A 17,742-nucleotide genomic window follows, 5' to 3' on the forward strand; every position below is an offset into this window, starting at 1 on the left:
TTCTAGGACTCGTCGAGGAGATCCTCGATCACGATGGGGATGTGCCGCACCCGGATGCCGGTGGCGTTGTGGACGGCGTTCGCGACCGCCGCCGCCATCCCGACCGTGCCGATCTCGCCGAGCCCCTTCGCGCCGACCGAGTTGTGCAACGTGTCCGGGTACTCGACGAAGTGGACGTCGACCTCGGGGATGTCCGCGTTCACCGGGATCAGGTAGCTCGCGAAATCCCCGTTGGCGAAGCGCCCGTTCTCCTCGATCTCCAACCCTTCGTGCAGAGCGGCCGACACACCCCAGATCATGCCGCCCATGATCTGGCTTCGCGCCGCCTTCGGGTTGATGATCCGGCCGGCGTCGAACACGCCGAGCATGCGCGACACCCGGATCTCGCGCGTCCACCTGTGCACGCGGACTTCGCAGAACTGTGCGCCGAACGAGCTGAACGAATGCTTCGTCAGCTCCTCGCCGGGCGCCGAAGAACCGGTCACGGACAGCGCCGGCCGGTCCAGAGCCCGCAACAGCTCACCGAAGGTCATCATCCGCTCGCCGGCCTGCACGTGGCCGTCCGCGTAGGCGACCTCCATGCCTTCGAACGGCGCACCCGGGGCCGACGCCAGCGCCAGCAGTTCGTCGATCGCCTTGGCGGCGGCGATCATGATGGCCGTCCCGGCGCTCGCGGTCGCCGTCGAACCGCCGGACATACCTCCGGACGGCAGGCGCGAGTCACCGAGCCGCGCCTTGACCCGATCCGGCGAGATGTCGAGCGACTCCCCGCCGACCAGGGAGAGCACGGTCAGCAGGCCCGTGCCGGGGTCGGCCCCGCTGGTCGCGACGGCGGCCGTGTCGTCGGGCAGCAGGGTGATCTCGACCGTGGCCGGGAATCGCAGTGCGGGGAACATGGCGGTGGCCGTGCCCATGCCCACGAGCCAGTCGCCGTCGGTTCGCCCTTCGGGTGAGCGATCGGCCCAGCCGAACCGCTCCGCGCCGACCCGGAAGCATTCGTCGAGATGCTTGCTCGACCACTGCAGGTCCTTGCCGGGCGGAGCGGTCGAGTTGTTCCGCTGCCGCAGCTCGATCGGGTCCATGCGCAGCGCGACCGCGAGTTCGTCGATCGCGCTTTCCAGCGCGAAAGACCCGGGCGCTTCCCCCGGTGCCCGCATGAAGGTGGTCGGCGGGATGTTGAGCGGCACCATCTTCTGGCTGATGGACAGGTTGCGGGTGGCGTACCACTCGCGTGAGGTGCCGTGCGAGGTCGGCTCGACGAACGACCGGTCCATGGGCGTGCTGCACCACGAGTCGTGCTGGAGCGCGTTGAGCGTGCCGTCGTGTTCGGCGCCGAGGGCGATCTTCTGCACCGTCGCGGCCCGGCCCGCGGTCGCGGTGAAGACCTGTTCCCGGCTGAGCACGGCCTTCACCGGCCTGCCCAGCGCCCTCGCTGCGGCCGCCGCCAGGAACGCCGGGGTGGACGTGTGTCCCTTGCCGCCGAACGCACCGCCCACGAACGGGTTCACCGCGTGCACCTCGGACGGCTCCACGCCGAGCGCCATCGCCAGTTCCGCAGCCTGCAGATCGGAGGCCTGGTTGCCGCTGTGGATCGTGAGTCCGTCGGCACCCCAGGCCGCGACCGCGGAATGCGGTTCCATCGCGGCATGGTTCTGCGTCGCGGTGGTGTACGTGGCCTCGACGACCACCGGACTCTCCGCGAGCGCGTCTTCGATCGACTCGACACCCTCGGCGAGGATCGCGAGGGACGACGGCCCGCCCCTCCCGTCAGGTGCGTCTTCGGCCGAGGCGAGGCCGTCCTGCAGCGAAGTCAGGGCGGGCCGGGTCTGATAGAAGACCTCGACCAGCATCGCCGCGTCGCGCGCCTGCTCGTACGTCTCGGCGACCACGAAGGCGATCGGCTGGCCGTAGTAGGTGACTTCCTTGTCCTGCAAAGGAACCCAGGTCTCACCCATGAACGGCGTCGCGGGCGTGTGCAACTGCAGCGTGTCGAACGGCGTGTACACCCCGACCACGCCCGGAGCCTCCTTCGCCGCCGTGACGTCCATCAGGTCGATCTCACCGTGGGCGACGGTGCTCAGTACGACGTAGCCGTGGACCAGCCCGGGAAAGGAGAAGTCCGCCCCGTATTCGGCCCGGCCGGTGACCTTCAGCGGCCCGTCCACCCTGCTGGTCATGAGCGGTTCCCTTCGGTCAGTTCGAGCAGCGCGCGGACGATGGTCCGCCGCAGCAACGACGGCTTGAACGCGTTCGCGGACAGCGGGCGCGCGCCCTCGGCGGCGAGCGACGCCGCCGCTTCGAAAGCGGTGACGGTCGCGGGCGCACCCCGCAGGGCCTCCTCCACGGCCGGCAGCCGCCACGGCACGGTCGCCACACCGCCCGCCGCGACCCGGGCATCGACGATGCGCGAGTCCTCGACCCGCAGCGCGACCGCCGCGGAACACAGCGCGAACTCGTAGGACTGCCTGTCACGCACCTTGACGTACGTGGAGTTCGACGCCCAGTCCAGCCGAGGGACCACCACCTCGGCGATCAGCTCGCCGGGCCGCAGATCGGTCTCGACCTCGGGGGTCTCACCGGGCTGCCGGTAGAACGAGGCCAGGTCGACGGTGCGGGTCCCGCTCTCGCTGACCAGCCGGAGCCGCGCGTCGAGGGCGACCAGGGCGACGGCGACGTCGCTGGCGTGGGTCGCCACGCACGCATCGCTCGTGCCCAGCACGGCGTGCATCCGGTTGGCGCCCTCGATCGCCGGGCAGCCGCTGCCCGGCACCCGCCGGTTGCACGGCATGGCGACGTCACGGAAGTACGAGCAGCGTGTGCGCTGCATGAGGTTCCCGCCGATGCTGGCCATGTTCCGGATCTGCTGGGACGCGCTGAGCAGCAGTGCCCGGGAGATCACCGGGTACACCCCGGCGTGTCCGGCGATGTCGCCCATCCGCTCCAGCGCGCCGAAGCGCAGGCCGTCGGTGGTGTCGATGCCGCGCAGCGGGACCGCGTTGATGTCCAGGACCTGTCGCGGAGTCAGGACGTTCAGCTTCATCAGGTCGACGAGGGTGGTGCCGCCCGCGAGGAAGGTGCCGGGTGAGGCGACCGCGTCCTCGACGGTCTCGGGTGCGAGAAGCTCAAAGGGACGCATCGGCCCTCCTCGCCTGCTCGACCGCCGCGATGATGTTCGGGTACGCCGCGCACCGGCAGAGGTTGCCGGACATGAACTCGCGGACGTCCTCGACGTCCTGTTCGACGGCGGCGACCGCCGACATGATCTGCCCGGACGTGCAGAATCCGCACTGCAGGGCGTCCTGGTCGACGAACGCCTGCTGGACCGGATGCAGACCGTCCTCAGTGGACAGTGCTTCGACCGTGGTCACCGGCTGTTTCACGGTGGCGGCCAAGGTGAGACAGGACAGCACCGGCCGTCCGCCGACGTGCACCGTGCACGCGCCGCACTGCCCCCTGTCGCAGCCCTTCTTCGGACCCGTGACGGCGAGCCGCTCTCGCAGCGTGTCCAGCAGGGTCACCCCGGGATCGACACTCAGGTGTTCCGTCCTGCCATTGACTTCGAGTGAGATGTCCACTGAAACTCTTTCCGCAGATCGTCCTGGCCGCGGCCAGGACGGCGTAGGTTGAGGTGGTGGGAGTCCGTTCGTGAATCGAAACGGATATTCATCCGCTTCGATTCAAGTTAGCGGATCGCGATCCACCCGGCAAGGTCGGTGTCCACTCCTGGAGTCGCTCCAGGTTTCCCGGTTCCCTCGGCTACATTCACGGAGAACGGGATCGGTGGACAGGAGGGCAGATGACGACGGGTTCGGTCAATCCCCGGCGTGCGGACACCCGGCGCAACCACGAGCGCATCCTCGCCACCGCCGCGAAGTCGCTCGCCTGCTCCGGTGAAGTGTCGTTCAATGCCATCGCGAAGCAGGCCGAGGTCGGCGTCGGCACGGTGTACCGGCACTTCCCCACCCCGGAAGCCCTCATCCTGGCGGTGTACCGGCGCGAGGTGCGCCAGCTGGTCGAGATCGTGCCCAGCCTGCTCGAGAAGTACCCGCCGGAACAGGCTTTCCGAGTCTGGACGACCGATCACCTGGCGCACTACATGATGACCAAACGCGGCCTGGCCGACGCCTTGCGCGCCGCGGGAGCCTCACGCGGAGAGCTGCCGGCGGGCGCCTATCAGGACATGGTCCGGGCTGTCTCGACCTTGCTGCAGGCCAATGTCGATGCGGGCACCGTCCGCGCGGATCTGAAGCCCGAGACCATCCTGCGCGGCCTCGGCGGACTGCTCTACCTCGACCCGAAAGGCGAATGGCGAAGCGACGTCGCGAGCCTCCTCGACCTGCTCTGGCGCGGGATGGGCACCGGCCGAGCCTGACCATCCACGGTGGACGCCATGTTCAGAATCAATGCCAGAACTTGTTGAGCGGTAAGGAAAAGGTGTCGTGGTCGCGGGCGGGTCGGTGGTGGGGTGAAGGCTCCCTTCGCCGCGTCTAATGCGGTGAAGGGAGCCTTCACGGACCCATCATCTGTCGTCGGCGAACTATCAGTGACGAACAGGCATATCTGCTGGAGCTGGGGCCTTCACGCGCAAAGTCGGCGCAGCGGTCTCACGGCCGCGGGATGTTGCGGAGGTTGGCCCGGGCGAGATCGATCATCCGGCCGACCCCGCCTTCGAGCACGACCTTGCTCGCGGCCAAGGCGAATCCGCCGAGCTGACCGGCGGTGATGTGCGGCGGGACGGACAGCGCGTTCGCGTCCGTCACCACATCCACCAGCGCGGGGCCGTCGTGGCTCAAAGCTTCCTTGAGCGCCGCGCGCAGGCGGGTCGGATCGGTCACCCGCTCGGCACGCAGCCCCGCGCCACTGGCGATCGCGGCGAAGTCCACCGGGCGGTGATCGGTCTGATAGTCGGGAAGTCCGTCCACCAGCATCTCCAGCTTCACCATGCCGAGCGAGGAGTTGTTGAACGTCACGATCTTGACCGGAAGGTCGTGCAGGGCCACGGTGAGCAGTTCGCCGAGCAGCATGCCCAGGCCCCCGTCGCCGGACATCGACACGACCTGGCGCCCCGGGTAGGCGAACTGCGCGCCGATGGCGTGCGGCAGTGCGTTGGCCATGGTGCCGTGCAGAAACGACCCGATGACCCGGCGGCGCCCGTTGGGCGTGAGATACCGGGCCGCCCACACGTTGCACATGCCGGTGTCGACGGTGAAGATCGCGTCGTCGGCGGCAAGTTCGTCGAGGAGGTCCGCGGCGAACTCCGGATGGATGGGCACGTGCCGTTCGACGTTGCGGGTGTAGGCGTCGACGACCTGTTCCAGCGTCTTGCAGTGATCACGCAACATCCGGTCCAGGAAGGTGCGGTCGGTCTTGCGCCGCAGGAGCGGCAGCACGGCCCGCAGGGTCTCCCGCACGTCGCCGTGCACCGCCAGCTCCAGCGGGGTACGGCGGCCCAGGCGGGTCGCGTCGTGGTCGACCTGCACGGTCCGCGCCTGGGGAAGGAAGGAGTCATAAGGGAAATCGGTGCCGAGCAGGACCAGCAGATCCGCGTCGTTCATGGCCCGGTAGCAGGCGCCGTAGCCGAGGAGACCGCTCATTCCGACGTCGAACGGATTGTCGTACTGGATCCACTCCTTGCCGCGCAGGCTGTGGCCGACCGGCGCCTGCACGGTCCCGGCCAGCTCCATCACCTCGGCGTGCGCGCCACGCACCCCGGCACCGGCGAACAACGTGACGGTTTCAGCCTCGTTGATCAGCTGGGCGAGCCGGGCCACCTGCGGCTCGGGCGGCACGACCGTTCCGTGCTCGGTGACCGGCACCCCGTTCCCTGTGGGCGCGACGGCGTCGAGATGCGCCACGTCGCCAGGCAACACCAGCACCGACACTTCGCCGCGGGACAACGCGTGCTGCATGGCGATCCGCAGCACCCTCGGCATCTGGGCCGGCCTGCTGATCTGCTCGCAATAGCCGCTGCAGTCGACGAACAGCCGCTCGGGATGGGTCTCCTGGAAGAACCCGGTCCCGATCTGACCGGACGGGATATGCGAGGCCAGCGCGAGAACCGGAGCTCCCGTGCGGTGCGCGTCGTAAAGTCCTTGCACCAGATGGGTGTTGCCGGGACCGCAGCTGCCGGCGCACACCGCGAGCCGTCCGGTCAGCTGGGCCTCGGCCGCCGCCGCGAACGCGCCGGCCTCCTCGTTGCGCACGTGCACCCATTCGATACCCGGTGTCCGGCGGATGGCGTCGACGATGGGGTTGAGGCTGTCTCCGACCACGCCGTAGATCCGCTCCACCCCGGCCTGAACCAGGACTTGGACGAACTGCTCGGCGACGTTGGGCTTGGCCATCAGGACCCCTTCGATGCTTCGGCGGCGGGAACACCTTCATGATCCACGCGCGAGCGCGGCCTCGCAGGTCCTAACCGAGCTCGGCCGAGGAACCGACGACGACCGCGTAGAGATCACCGATCGTGGCGAGCGCCGCGCGGTGCTGTTCGGCGGCGGTCACCGGACCGGCGACGGACGGGAGCGGACGCGTGGCGCAGGCGGCGGCCACCACGGTCGGGCTGTTCCCGCGCAGGAACGCGCCTTCCGTGGTGAACGTGACGCACATATGCGTCATGAACCCGGCCACGACGACGTCCTGGTGCCCGGCGGCGTCGACCAGTTCCCCCAGCCGGGTTCCGACGAACGAGTTCGGCGCGGTCTTCACGACGACCTCCTCGCCCGGAGCGGGGGCGACCCGCTCGTGGATCCGGCCGATGTCCTGCTGGAGGTCGTACGGGCTGCCCTCGCCGCCGTCGTGCATGACGTGAATGACCGTCGCGCCCTCGGATCGGGCGCGCGCCAGCAACGTGGCCGCCTCGTCGAGCGCTGCTTCCCAGCCGTCGAGCTCCATCACGCCGCGCGTGTAGGTGTTCTGGTAGTCGACGAGGATCACCGTCGCGTCCGAGAGTGCGGCGGGGGTCGTCGGCAGGGTGCTGATTTCGCGGAGAGTGGTGCTGGTCATCGTGTTTCCTTCGCTTTCTGTCGGTACGGCTACCATCTTGTCCGACCCGATTCGATATCGAGATACGGAATCGGGTCAGGCAGGGTCGAGATCGGCCGACATCCGCGGGAAGAGGGATCGATGAGTGCTCCGAGGGTGGCCGTCCTGGCGTTCGAGGGAATCAGCCCGTTCCACCTCGCCGTCCCGTCGCTGGTGTGGGGCCCGGAATCCCCGGCTGGCGACATGGAGCCGTGGCCGCTCACGGTCGTCGCCACCGAACCGGGCAGGCTCACCACGAGCGCCGGATACACGATCGACGTCTCCGCGGGGCTCGATGCCCTCGCGGACGCCGACATCGTCGTCGTGCCGTGGTGGTCCGCCCCGGAAACCGCGACGCCCGCGCCCGTGTCCGCCGCGCTGCGAGCCGCGCACGAACGCGGAGCCCTCGTCGTCGGGCTCTGCCTGGGGGTCTTCGCCCTCGCGGACGCCGGCATCCTCGACGGCCGCGCCGCGACGACCCACTGGAAATGGATCGAGACGTTCCAGCGGCGCTTCCCATCGGTCGAGCTGCGCCCCGAGGAGCTGTACGTCGACGAGGGCGACGTCGTGACCGGCGCCGGTGCGACCGCCGGGATCGACACCTGTCTTCACCTGCTCGCCCGCACGGAAGGGCAGGTCGTCGCCAACCGCGTCGCCCGCCGGATCGTCGCGGCGCCGCACCGTCCCGGCGGCCAGGCCCAGTTCATCGAGCTTCCCGTACCCGCCGCGGACGAGGATCCGCTCGCCGAGGTGATGAGCTGGGCGCGAGCCCACCTGGGCACGCCGCACAGCATCGACGGCCTCGCCGCCCGAGCGCATATGAGTCGCAGTACGTTCACCCGCTCGTTCCGCGCCCGCACCGGGACCACCGTCCACAACTGGCTTGTCGCGCAACGTCTCGCGCGGGCGCGGCACCTGCTCGAGACGACCTCGCTCGGCGTCGACGCCGTGGCCGCACAGGCCGGTTTCGGCACGCCCGCCCGGCTTCGCGAGCACTTCGCCACCGCACTGGGCACGACGCCGACCCGCTACCGGGTCGAGTTCTCCGCCCCGCGCTGACCAGCCGCGCGACGAGTGAGCAATCCTTTTCTCATACACAGCGGGAAAGCGGAATCATCATTTCCGCAAAACCCGGCGAAGCCGCCGAAAGGGCCATGTCCTACACTTCGCTTTTCAGATCGATGAATAACTCACCCCCGAGGGTGAGCTCAATCGAGTGCATTGCCCGGCGGAACTGGATCGAAGAAGCCGTTCCGGGGCAAGATGATCGGGCACGAGGACCGGCGCGACGGAGGACCATGTGGAGCTGTGCGGAACCCCCATCTTCGACTCTTTGGTCGAGGAGACACGGCGGACCCGGGACGGCGAGGACCATTCCGAATCGAATGGGAAGCACGCCGATTCCGACAACGAAAACAAATGACGGTCGCAGCGAGGCCGTGAATATCCGAAATTGCTTTTCATCCTGATTCGGGCGAATCCGCACCGATGGAACTCTGCAGATCGTCGAGCAGTCCCAGCTGGCCGGTAATGACCCCGGTCAGAATCCCGCGCGCGACGGCGAGCAACTCGGCGACCGACGGACTGGTCAGGGAGTAGGAGACGGTCGTGCCGTCCTTGTGCGGCACCACCAGGTTGGCCCGGCGCAGCACGGCGAGCTGCTGGGACAGGTTGGCGGGCTCGATACCGAGGTCGGCCAGCAGCTCCGAGACGTGATGGTCCCGCTCACTGAGCAGTTCGAGCACGCGGATCCGGACGGGATGCCCCAGCGTTTTGAAGAACTCCGCCGTCGCCTGATACAGGGGGCTGTTCATCGGCATCCCTTCCCCGCAGAGCCGTCCGCACCTCCCTGATCGTGCCCGAGATCAAGGGCGGCCGAACGTCACCTCACACGGAACGGGCGCGACCACACCCGATCAGGGCACAAACTCGCGGTTCTTGAGCAGCACCGCACATCCATTAATTGCATATTTATGCAAGTCTGCATATCAGAGAAGGTGAGAACACCTGTGAGTCACGGCATGCGGGATTCCGCGAGCCTCTTGTCGAGCCTCCGGCCTGCCACGAGGAGCGGACGGTGACCACACGCCACACCATCCCCGCCGCGGCCACCCGGGCCCATCTGGTCCTCGCCGCGCACGCGGCGGAACTGGCCGATCTCGCGGCGAACGCCGCCAGGGTGGACGCTTCCACCCCGCCGGACCACTCCGGCCTGATCGGGATGGCGCAGCAGATCGTCGAGGCGGCGGTGGTCGCCGCGCGACTCGACGGAAAGACCTGGCAGGAGATCGCGGGCGGTCTCGACGGGGAGACACCGAAGTCGGCTCGAACCCGGTATTGGCCCTCGGTCGCACGGTTCCGGGCGGACCCCTTCCCCGCGCAGGGCTCACGCCGCGAGGGTGTGCCGGGAAACACCGAGCAGACGACCCTCCGCCTTCGACGCCTGCCCACGGTGGAACAGCGGTCCGACACGACCACCGAGCCCACGACTCGCGCGCCTGCCGGACACTTGGCCCTGGTCACGATCCCGGCCGAGCAGAGCGACCCCGAACCGCCTGCCGTGGAAGCCCGCCTGAAGATCGCGGAACGGCTCGTCGCCGCCTACGAGCGGATCGCGACCAACGACCGGCAGCCCCCGCAATGGATACTCGACGGACTGGCCCACGCCCGTCGCACGGCCGCGGAACTGCGCGGCCACGCCGGGACACCGGCTGAATGACCTGCCGCGGCAGGAAGCTACACCGACGTCGCGAGACCGGCTTCGCGGTCCAACTCGTGCTCGTCCTCGGTCTGCGTCCGCGACACCATCTTCGCGACCAGATCGAAGATCGGCGTAGCTTCCTGCGGGAAGGTCACGCTCTGCTGGTTCGCGCTCTCGGCGATCATGAACTGCTACTCCTCAAGGGTGACGACTACAGCGACTGTTCACTCTAACGGCCGGGTATCGATCACGGGCCGTATCCGGAGTTTTGGTCGCTCCCCCTGAGGCGATCGTCACCAGATGCGCACCTCGTACACCCGGACGGTCCCGGCGAAACCGACCCCCTGCCAGTACCCGAGGGTCGACGATTCGTACCGGCCGTTGCGCTCGTAGTTGACCGTCACCTTGTTGTTGCCCGAAGTGACGTTGTAGACCCCGCCGATGTCCGTGCCGGTGACGCCGCCGTTCGCGAAGCACCGGTTGGTGCCCATCCCGTTGCCGAACGAGATGTCCAGCTTCACGAAGTCGTCCCTGTTGCCGCAGGCGACCTGGTCGATGGCGAAGGCCGGGCTCGCCGGAACCGCGACGAGCAGGCCGAGCGCGGCCGCACCGACGACCGAAAGCCTCTTGGCACTCTTCCGCATGGGGCTGGATTCCTTTCCTCGCAACGGATAGCTGCCCGACCGGGCGTGAGCGAGCCTATCCACGCAAGAGCGGCGAAGAACGAAAAGTCCGCGATGCTGCCTGTTGCGCACACCGACGCTGTCCGAAGAGGCAACGGCCTCGTGAGTGGTGCGGACGGTTAGAACCGTCCTCACCACTCACGAGGCGGGACCTGCGGATTCCCTACTGCGGCGGGCCACAGCGCTCGATCGCGTCCAGCAGGATCGCGCAGGCGAGGTCGATCTCCTCGGCGGTCACGGTCAGCGGCGGCATCAGGCGGATCACGCTGTCGTCGCGGCCGCCGAGTTCGACGATCAGCCCGTGCTGCAACGCGTACGCCTGCACGGCGCGGGCGTATCCGCCGGCCGGGCGGCCGTCGCGCGGATCGGCCAGCTCGATCCCCCACATCAGGCCGAGGCCGCGCACCTCGCGGACCCAGACGTCGCCGTGCAGGGCGCCGAGCCGTTGCGCGAGTTGTCGCCCGCGCTGCCGGACATTGCCGAGCACGTCGTCCCGCCGGATGATGCGGACCGCCGCCGCGCCGGCGGCGAACGCGGCCTGGTTGCCGCGGAACGTCCCGGTGTGCGCGCCGGGTGCCCAGCCGTCCAGCCGCCGGTCGTAGAAGATCACCGCCACCGGGAGTCCCATCCCGCTCAAGGCCTTCGAGGCGATGATCACGTCGGGCTCGATGTCGTAGTGCTCGAACGCGAACCAGGTCCCGGTGCGGCCGCAACCGGTCTGCACCTCGTCGACGACGAGCGGGATGTCCAGTTCCGCGGTCAGCGCGCGGACCCGGCGCACGAAGTCGCGGTCCGCCGGGATGATCCCGCCTTCGCCCTGCACCATCTCCAGGATCACCGCGGCGGGAAGGGGGATGCCGCCGTTGGGATCTCGCAGCGACCGTTCCAGCAGGCCGACGCAGTTGGTCGCGCAGGTGTCCGGCGAAAGCCCCACCGGGCACCGGGCGCAATAGGAGTACGGGAAGAAATGCACGCCGGGCACGCCGTTGGCGATCGGCCGTTTCTGGGCGACGAGCCCGGTCAACGCCATCGCGGCGTGACTCGAGCCGTGGAACCCGCCCTGGAACGACACCAGGTCACCGCGTCCGGTCGCGGTCTTGCACAGTTTGATCGCGGCGTCCACGGCGTTGGCGCCACCGGGACCGCAGAAATGCATCCGCATCCGTGAGCTCAGGCCCGGCGGCAGCATGGACAGCTGGGCGTCGACGAACTCGCGTTTCGCCGCCGTCGGGAAGTCCAGGCCGTGGGTGAGTACGTGCATCTGTTCGGTGGCCGCGTGCACCAGTTCGGGATGGTTGTGGCCGAGGGAGAGTACGCCCGCGCCCGCCAGGAAGTCGACGAAGACGTTCCCGTCCATGTCCCACAGGTAGCTGCCCTCCGCGCCCGCGATGGCGATCGGCAGGTGGCGTGGATACGCCCGCGCGCTGGATTCCCACTGTCGCTGGTGTTCGAGGAACTCGGCCGAACGCGGCCCGGGCAGGGCACCTTCGACGCGAGGGGCGAGTGCCGGTCTCGCCGTGGGAGTGCGGGTCATGGCAGCCTCCTTGCCGCGGTGATCTCTTCCGCCGTGTCGAGTTCGACCGCCGGATTGGCGTACCAGCGGGTCCGGGCCGGTGCCGTGGTGCCCTTCATCAGGAACGCGTCCGCTTCGGCGATCGCCCCGTCCGCCATCGTCACTCCATAGTGGACGAAGGAGCCGGTGCTGAGGGTGCACCCCGCGCCGATGTCGATGTAGTCGGATTTGAACGTGCCGTCCTCGAGCGAATGTCCTTGCACGACGGTGTGCAGGTTGAGCACGCAGTCGTCGCCGATGCTCACCAGCGACCGCTCCGGGATCGCGCACCCGTCGTCGAAGACCCGGCGGCCGACCCGGACGCCGAGACGACGCAGCAGGAACGGTTTGAACGCCGTCCCGTTGAACAGTGCGAGATAGCGGGCCGGGCTGAGCTTCCAGAACCGCTCGTGCCGCCAGAAGACCGGATCGTAGATCGAGCAGAACCTCGGCCGCAGCGCCCGGAAGCCCTGCACGGCGAGTTCCGCCGCCATGAGGAACGCGACCGAGAACACGAGTGTCGCCACGATGCCGACACCGACCGCGAGTGGACCGATCCGCTCGTGCAGGGCACCGGCCGCCGTGCTGATCAACAGGATTCCGAGCAGGTGCAGCCAATGCACGAGCAGGTAGACGCCGATGGTGACGGTGTTGTGGCGGTTCTTCCCCCGAAGGCCCCGGCGCAGCGCGTCCCCGCTGCCGAGATGCTCGAATCCGGTGTCGCGGCGGACGGTCCGGGGGATCTCGAAGGCGGGCGACCCCAGCAGGCCGACGTTCTCCCGGACCGGCCCGTCCAGCGGAACGAGCACCTTGGTGGCCAGCAGGCAGTTCCGGCCGATCCGCGCGTCCGGCGGGAAGGCGATCTCGTTGCCCAGGAACGCCTCCGGCGCGACGGACGTCCTGCGCAGCCGGAACGACGAGGACGAGAAGTCGGCGTTGAGCAGCGAAAGACCGTCCGAGACCATCGTCCCGGTGCCGACCGTGCTGAGGAACGGCGTCTCGTGCTTGACCTCGACCCCGAAGTTGGATCCGGTCTGCCGGATCTTCGACAGGTCGTATCCCAGCGCGCGCAGGTAGTACACGATGTAGCTGCTGTCGCCGAACAGGTACGTGTACGCACGCATGTTGGTCAGCCGCGCGATCAACCGTTGGATGGCGAAATGCCTGCCGTAGAGCGGATAGACACGATCCGGCCGGAGGAAGAGGCCGAGCAGGCGCGGGATCACGAGGACGACCGCGAGTCCGGCGAGCAACGCCCCGAAGTACAGCAGAGCGGAGTCGAGGATCCGGCCGCGATAGAAGGCCCAGCTCGTGAAGTCCGTCGTCGTGGTGAGCCAGCGGTCGACGAACACGTCGGCTCCGCCCAGGGTCACGGGAAGCGTCACCGAGAGCAGGAGCAGCAGGCTGGACGCGCAGAAGACGATCGGCCTGAGCCTGCCGCGCGGGACCGTTCCCAGCGCCCGGTAGTCCACCGTGGAGAGACGAGCGGGCGACCCGTGCCAGCTTTCGCCATCGGGGACGGATTGCCCGGAGTTCAACGACGACGAGTGGCCGAGCTGTGAGTCGTGGCCGAGTGCCGTGCCGATGTCGAGCACGGTCATCTCACCGACGAAGGCGTTGTCGCCGAGGGTGACCCGACCGGTCTGGATCCGCCCCGCCCTGGCGCGGTAGCACGAGAAGTACGCGTCCTTCCGGATCACCGCCCCGGCACCGACGCTGACCAGATCGGTGCACACCGGCGGGTTCCGAGACAGGATCACGGCGCCTTTGCCGATGTCCGCGCCGAGCGCACGCAGGTACCACGAGTACAGCGGCGTACCGATGAACAGCATCAGCGGGCTGAACCTGACCAACGTCCTGACCGTCCAGAAGCGCAGGTAGCCGACGCTCCACAACGGGATCTCCCCCGGCTTCCACCGGCCGACGATCGCCCATTTCGCCACGATCGGCACCACGGACATGATGACGAAGACGACGAGCCCGAGTCCGGCGGCGCGCGCGTAGCTCTCGACGAACCCCGTCGCTGCGGAGATCCAGGCGAATCCCGTGTCCAGGATCCAGCCCGAACCGGCCGCGTAGGCCAGAAACGCCAAGAGCTGGAAAACTCCACAAAGGACGTACGACCCGGTCGACGCGCGGCGCGGCTCCTCGGCGCGAGCGACCGTCACCTGGGACGCGGCGGCGGCCGACTCGGCGAGACCGCGAACGGTGGGGTTGAGGTACACGTCCCTGGCCGACAACGGCGCGAGGTCTCCACGTTCCCGGATCACCGCGCAGAACTTGGCCAGCAGCAGGGAGTCGGCCCCGTAGTCGTCGAAGAAGTGCCCCGTCGCCGAGATCCGCTCGATCCCGAGGACACCGCCCAACGCCTCCGCCAAGCGGAGTTCGGTTTCGGTGGCCGGTGCCACGTAGCCGACGTCGTTTCCCGCTCTTCGCGGACCGCTGGGCGCCGGGAGATGCTTGCGGTCGGCCTTGCCCGCCGGGGTCAGCGGGATGTGGTCGAGCCTTTCGAGATAGGCGGGCACCATGTAGCCCGGCAGCAGTTCCGCCAGACGACCACGGAGTTCACCGGGATCGACATCCGCCTGGTCGCGGCGCAGGCTGTAGTAGGCGACCAGTTCGACGGTGCCGGGTTCCGGATGGTGGGTTTCGACCACCGCCTGGGCGATTCCGGGGATCTGCAGGAGGACCGACTCGATCTCGGTGAGTTCGACCCGGTAGCCACGGATCTTCACCTGCGTGTCGGCGCGGCCGTGGTATTCGATCTCGCCGTCCGGGGTGATCCGGCCCAGATCACCGGTGCGGTAGATGCGCTGGGACGGATTGTGCCCGATGCCGAGGAAGTCCGGGATGAACGCGCGCTCGGTCAGGTCGGCCCGGTTGAGGTAGCCGCCGGCGAGCCCGATCCCGGCGATGCCGATCTCGCCGAGCTCACCTGCGGCCAGCGCCCTCGGCTCGTCCGGGTCGAGGATGACCACGGAATACGTCGGCAGGGGCACGCCGATGGTCACCGGCCGATCGGGCCGCAGCACCGACCACGTCGCGGTGACAGTGGCCTCTGTCGGGCCGTAGACGTTGAGGAACCGTCTGTCCGGGCGATACCAGCGGCGCACGAGGTCTTCGGGGCACGCTTCACCGGAAACCAGAAGGAATCTCAGCAGCGGCAGGTCCTCGTCGAGGCTGGCCAGCAGCGTCGGGACGCAGCACAACGCGGTGACCTTGTTGTCCCGCAGGAATTCGAGGAGGTCGTGACCGACGAGCGCGGCGCCGCCGGGTTTCGGCACGAGCGTCGCGCCGCTCAGCAACGGCACCCAGATCTCCTCGACCGAGAAGTCGAACGCGATCGTCATGCCCTGGTAGACCCGGTCGGTGTCCTGGATGCCGTAAACCTCGGCGGCGACCTGGACGAAATTGCAGATCGAGGCATGGTCGATCGTCACGCCCTTCGGCCGCCCGGTCGAGCCGGACGTGTAGACGACGTAACAGAGTTCGTCGGCCGGTGCACCCTTTTCGACTGCGGTGAGCCGCTCGCCCGAAAACCCGGCGATGCGATCCGAGTTATCGTCGACACAGAGCACCTCGACACTGCCCGGCTCGAACCGGTTACGCAGGTCGGCGGTCGACACCACGAGCCGGACGCCGGCGTCCTGGACGATGTAGGCCAAGCGGTCGTCCGGAAACCCCGCGTCCAGCGGTACATAAGCCGCGTTGACCTTGAGCACGGCGAGCATCGCGACGTAGGGGTGAACCGGCTCGCTGAACAACAACCCGATCCGGTCGCCGGGCCGCACCCCGTGGGCTCGCAGGTGCCGGGCGAGCCGATTCGCCCGCTCGTCCAAGCCGTCGAACGTGAGCTTCTCGCCCTCGGCGTCGACCGCGAGACGGTCGCCGAGGCCGTCGGCTCGCAGCCGGTCGCAGAGCCGCTCGTACAACTCTTCCAGCCGATCGCCGACCCGCCATCGAATCCGCTGGTCGTGGCCGTCGCAGGTCAGGACCAGGCCATCGGTGGTGAACTGGCCCGACGGCAGTCCGTAGGGGCTCATGTCCTGTCCGCCGACAAGCCGAACGAGTCGTGCAGGGCGCGGACGGTCGTGTCCACGGCGTCGGCGGGGATCACGGCGGTGAGGCGCGACTGCGAGGTCGTCATCGCGGGCACCGTGACCCGGTGGTCGGCGAGGACTCGGAGCAACTCGGGGAGGAACCCGGGCGGATCGAGCAGCGCGGTGCCGACCACGGAAACCGAGCCGAGTTCCTCGAACACTGTCGAGCGGGCGTCCAGTTCCATCGCGAGCCGGGTGATCGGCAGGCCGAGCGGCTCGGTCCCCCGGACGGTGAACCGCAGTTCGCCGGGATCGGGCCAGCTCAGGTTGTCCGGCCGCACCCCGCAGCCCGCCAGCGTCGCGAGAACGCGCGCGTAGTGGTCCGGGCCGGAGGCCGAAACCTCGACGCGGACGAGCCGCACGTCGCGCTCGTGGGCGATGCCGATGACGCGGGGAGTGCCTTCCAGCGACGGTTCTTCCGCCGTCACGACGGTCGACGGGCCGGGATCCGACGCGTGCGTCACCCGCACCGCCACTCCGTGACGGCGCGCGAGCTCGACGGATCTGGGATGCAGCACCCGTGCGCCGAGCCCGGCGAGCTCCACCATGGCGTCGTACGAGATCCTCCGGACCGCCCGGGTGTCTTGCACGATCCGGGGATCGGCCGTGCGAACGCCGTGCACATCGGTCCGGATCTCGCATTCGGAACCGCCGAGCGCGGCCGCGAGCGCCACCGCGGTGGTGTCGGAACCGCCTCGGCCCAAGGTCAGCAGTTCGCCGTCGGCGTCGCGCCCCTGAAACCCGGCGACCACGACGACCCGCGCGTCACGCAGCCGCGCGACGATCTTGCCCGGATCGACCCGCACGATGGTCCCCGCGCCCGGTTCGCCCGCGACCTCGATCCCCGCCTGGTCACCGGACAACGAGACGGCCTCGATCCCGCGCTCGGCCAACGCCATCGCGAGCACCGACGCGGACACCTGTTCACCGGTCGCCATCAACTGGTCGAGTTCTCGGGGAGCGGGCGGTTCGGCGAACTCGCCAGCCAGCGCGATCAACCGGTCGGTACTGTCCCCCATCGCCGACACGACCAGGACCACCCGATCTCCCGCTTCGGCGATCGCGGCCACTTCGGCGGCCACGTCGTTCACCATTTCCGGCGTGGCCAGCGACGAGCCTCCGTATTTTCGTATGACCAGTCCTTCGTTTCGCGTCTGCGACAGGGGTGGATTCGGGCTGACGTCGAGTTTCGGGGAAGAATTCACCATTTTCCTTAATAGGTAGCCACAGTGGCCGCATTCGCGGTGGGGTATACGGCAGAGTTCGGAAGTGCCTGCCGGACAAGATGCCCTGGCGGAGGTGACAGGATTGGAAAGTAGTGCGGGACACTTTCCACGGGTACCTCCGTAAGTACGAAAGATCGGTCGTCCGTTTCCCCCAGGCCATAACCCGACGACAGCGCGCAAGGTTATGACGGCAAACAGCCGAGTTCGATGGAATTAGGGCAGACGAATGACGTATTCGCAGTGACTTCGAAATTCGGGAGAACGACGGCGTGACAAAACGGAACGAATTTCCCCACTCGCCGGAAGTTACGAGATCCTTTTACGTGCCCGAAGCCGAGGAGGAACCCGTCAAAATGACCATGCCGCGCGCGGTGGCCGAAACCCAGCATTTTTCCCACTGTTCGGAAAGAGGACATGACGACGCCCGGTCCCATATCGTGGACCGAGTCGTCGTATG

General features: G+C 68.3%; 14 protein-coding genes. 3 read left to right on the plus strand and 11 right to left on the minus strand.

Going from position 1 to position 17,742, the window contains the following annotated elements:
* Positions 1-2: 2 nt before the first annotated feature.
* The 3 genes from ACSMFO_RS03395 to ACSMFO_RS03405 are packed head-to-tail and all read right to left on the minus strand — an operon-like array spanning position 3 to position 3,575.
* Positions 3-2,177 (minus strand): xanthine dehydrogenase family protein molybdopterin-binding subunit, encoded by a 2,175-nt coding sequence (locus tag ACSMFO_RS03395; protein WP_436456868.1) that lies wholly within the window; start codon positions 2,175-2,177, stop codon positions 3-5.
* The gene (locus ACSMFO_RS03400) at positions 2,174-3,136 is read right to left on the minus strand and encodes an FAD binding domain-containing protein (protein ID WP_436456869.1); all 963 of its coding nucleotides are present in this window, start codon (positions 3,134-3,136) and stop codon (positions 2,174-2,176) included. Before ACSMFO_RS03400 ends, ACSMFO_RS03395 begins: the two co-directional genes overlap by 4 nt.
* Entirely contained in the window at positions 3,123-3,575 is a 453-nt protein-coding gene (locus ACSMFO_RS03405; RefSeq protein WP_037338075.1) for a (2Fe-2S)-binding protein, read from the minus strand. The genes ACSMFO_RS03400 and ACSMFO_RS03405 overlap by 14 nt, the downstream gene beginning before the upstream one ends.
* A 221-nt stretch (positions 3,576-3,796) precedes the next feature.
* Between ACSMFO_RS03405 and ACSMFO_RS03410 the strand changes: the two genes are divergently transcribed.
* Positions 3,797-4,372 carry a TetR/AcrR family transcriptional regulator gene (locus ACSMFO_RS03410; RefSeq protein WP_436456870.1) on the plus strand — a complete coding sequence of 192 codons (576 nt, stop codon included), beginning with the start codon at positions 3,797-3,799 and terminating at the stop codon, positions 4,370-4,372.
* 232 nt (positions 4,373-4,604) lie between these two features.
* On the opposite strand, the gene ACSMFO_RS03415 is transcribed toward ACSMFO_RS03410, so the two are convergent.
* Together ACSMFO_RS03415 and ACSMFO_RS03420 are read right to left on the minus strand one after the other, a co-directional pair.
* Positions 4,605-6,344 (minus strand): pyruvate dehydrogenase, encoded by a 1,740-nt coding sequence (locus ACSMFO_RS03415; RefSeq protein ID WP_436456871.1) that lies wholly within the window; start codon positions 6,342-6,344, stop codon positions 4,605-4,607.
* Between the two features lie 70 nt (positions 6,345-6,414).
* Positions 6,415-7,005, minus strand: a complete 591-nt coding sequence (locus ACSMFO_RS03420) for a cysteine hydrolase family protein (protein WP_436456872.1) — start codon at positions 7,003-7,005, stop codon at positions 6,415-6,417.
* Positions 7,006-7,125: 120 nt separating this feature from the next.
* On the opposite strand from ACSMFO_RS03420, the gene ACSMFO_RS03425 reads away from it, so the two are divergent.
* Positions 7,126-8,082 (plus strand): helix-turn-helix domain-containing protein, encoded by a 957-nt coding sequence (locus tag ACSMFO_RS03425; protein ID WP_436456873.1) that lies wholly within the window; start codon positions 7,126-7,128, stop codon positions 8,080-8,082.
* A 401-nt stretch (positions 8,083-8,483) separates the two neighbouring features.
* Here the strand turns inward: ACSMFO_RS03425 and ACSMFO_RS03430 are convergent, their stop codons facing one another.
* Positions 8,484-8,837 (minus strand): ArsR/SmtB family transcription factor, encoded by a 354-nt coding sequence (locus tag ACSMFO_RS03430; RefSeq protein ID WP_436456874.1) that lies wholly within the window; start codon positions 8,835-8,837, stop codon positions 8,484-8,486.
* Between the two features lie 263 nt (positions 8,838-9,100).
* Here ACSMFO_RS03430 and ACSMFO_RS03435 point away from each other — a divergent pair, with 263 nt between their 5' ends.
* On the plus strand, positions 9,101-9,742 hold the full coding sequence (locus ACSMFO_RS03435) for a hypothetical protein (protein WP_073843221.1): 642 nt from the start codon (positions 9,101-9,103) through the stop codon (positions 9,740-9,742).
* Positions 9,743-9,759: 17 nt separating this feature from the next.
* Here ACSMFO_RS03435 and ACSMFO_RS03440 read toward each other — a convergent pair whose 3' ends face one another.
* The 5 genes from ACSMFO_RS03440 to ACSMFO_RS03460 form a co-directional block, all read right to left on the minus strand.
* Positions 9,760-9,909 (minus strand): hypothetical protein, encoded by a 150-nt coding sequence (locus tag ACSMFO_RS03440; RefSeq protein ID WP_198941630.1) that lies wholly within the window; start codon positions 9,907-9,909, stop codon positions 9,760-9,762.
* A 108-nt stretch (positions 9,910-10,017) separates the two neighbouring features.
* Positions 10,018-10,368, minus strand: a complete 351-nt coding sequence (locus tag ACSMFO_RS03445) for a beta/gamma crystallin domain-containing protein (RefSeq protein ID WP_038513360.1) — start codon at positions 10,366-10,368, stop codon at positions 10,018-10,020.
* Between the two features lie 202 nt (positions 10,369-10,570).
* Positions 10,571-11,941 (minus strand): aspartate aminotransferase family protein, encoded by a 1,371-nt coding sequence (locus ACSMFO_RS03450; protein ID WP_436456875.1) that lies wholly within the window; start codon positions 11,939-11,941, stop codon positions 10,571-10,573.
* Positions 11,938-16,002 carry a Pls/PosA family non-ribosomal peptide synthetase gene (locus ACSMFO_RS03455; protein ID WP_436456876.1) on the minus strand — a complete coding sequence of 1,355 codons (4,065 nt, stop codon included), beginning with the start codon at positions 16,000-16,002 and terminating at the stop codon, positions 11,938-11,940. The genes ACSMFO_RS03450 and ACSMFO_RS03455 overlap by 4 nt, the downstream gene beginning before the upstream one ends.
* The gene (locus ACSMFO_RS03460; RefSeq protein WP_436456877.1) at positions 15,999-17,267 is read right to left on the minus strand and encodes an aspartate kinase; all 1,269 of its coding nucleotides are present in this window, start codon (positions 17,265-17,267) and stop codon (positions 15,999-16,001) included. The genes ACSMFO_RS03455 and ACSMFO_RS03460 overlap by 4 nt, the downstream gene beginning before the upstream one ends.
* Positions 17,268-17,742: the final 475 nt, after the last annotated feature.

Source organism: Amycolatopsis sp. w19, assembly GCF_051373225.1.
In the GTDB taxonomy this organism is placed as follows: domain Bacteria; phylum Actinomycetota; class Actinomycetes; order Mycobacteriales; family Pseudonocardiaceae; genus Amycolatopsis; species Amycolatopsis japonica.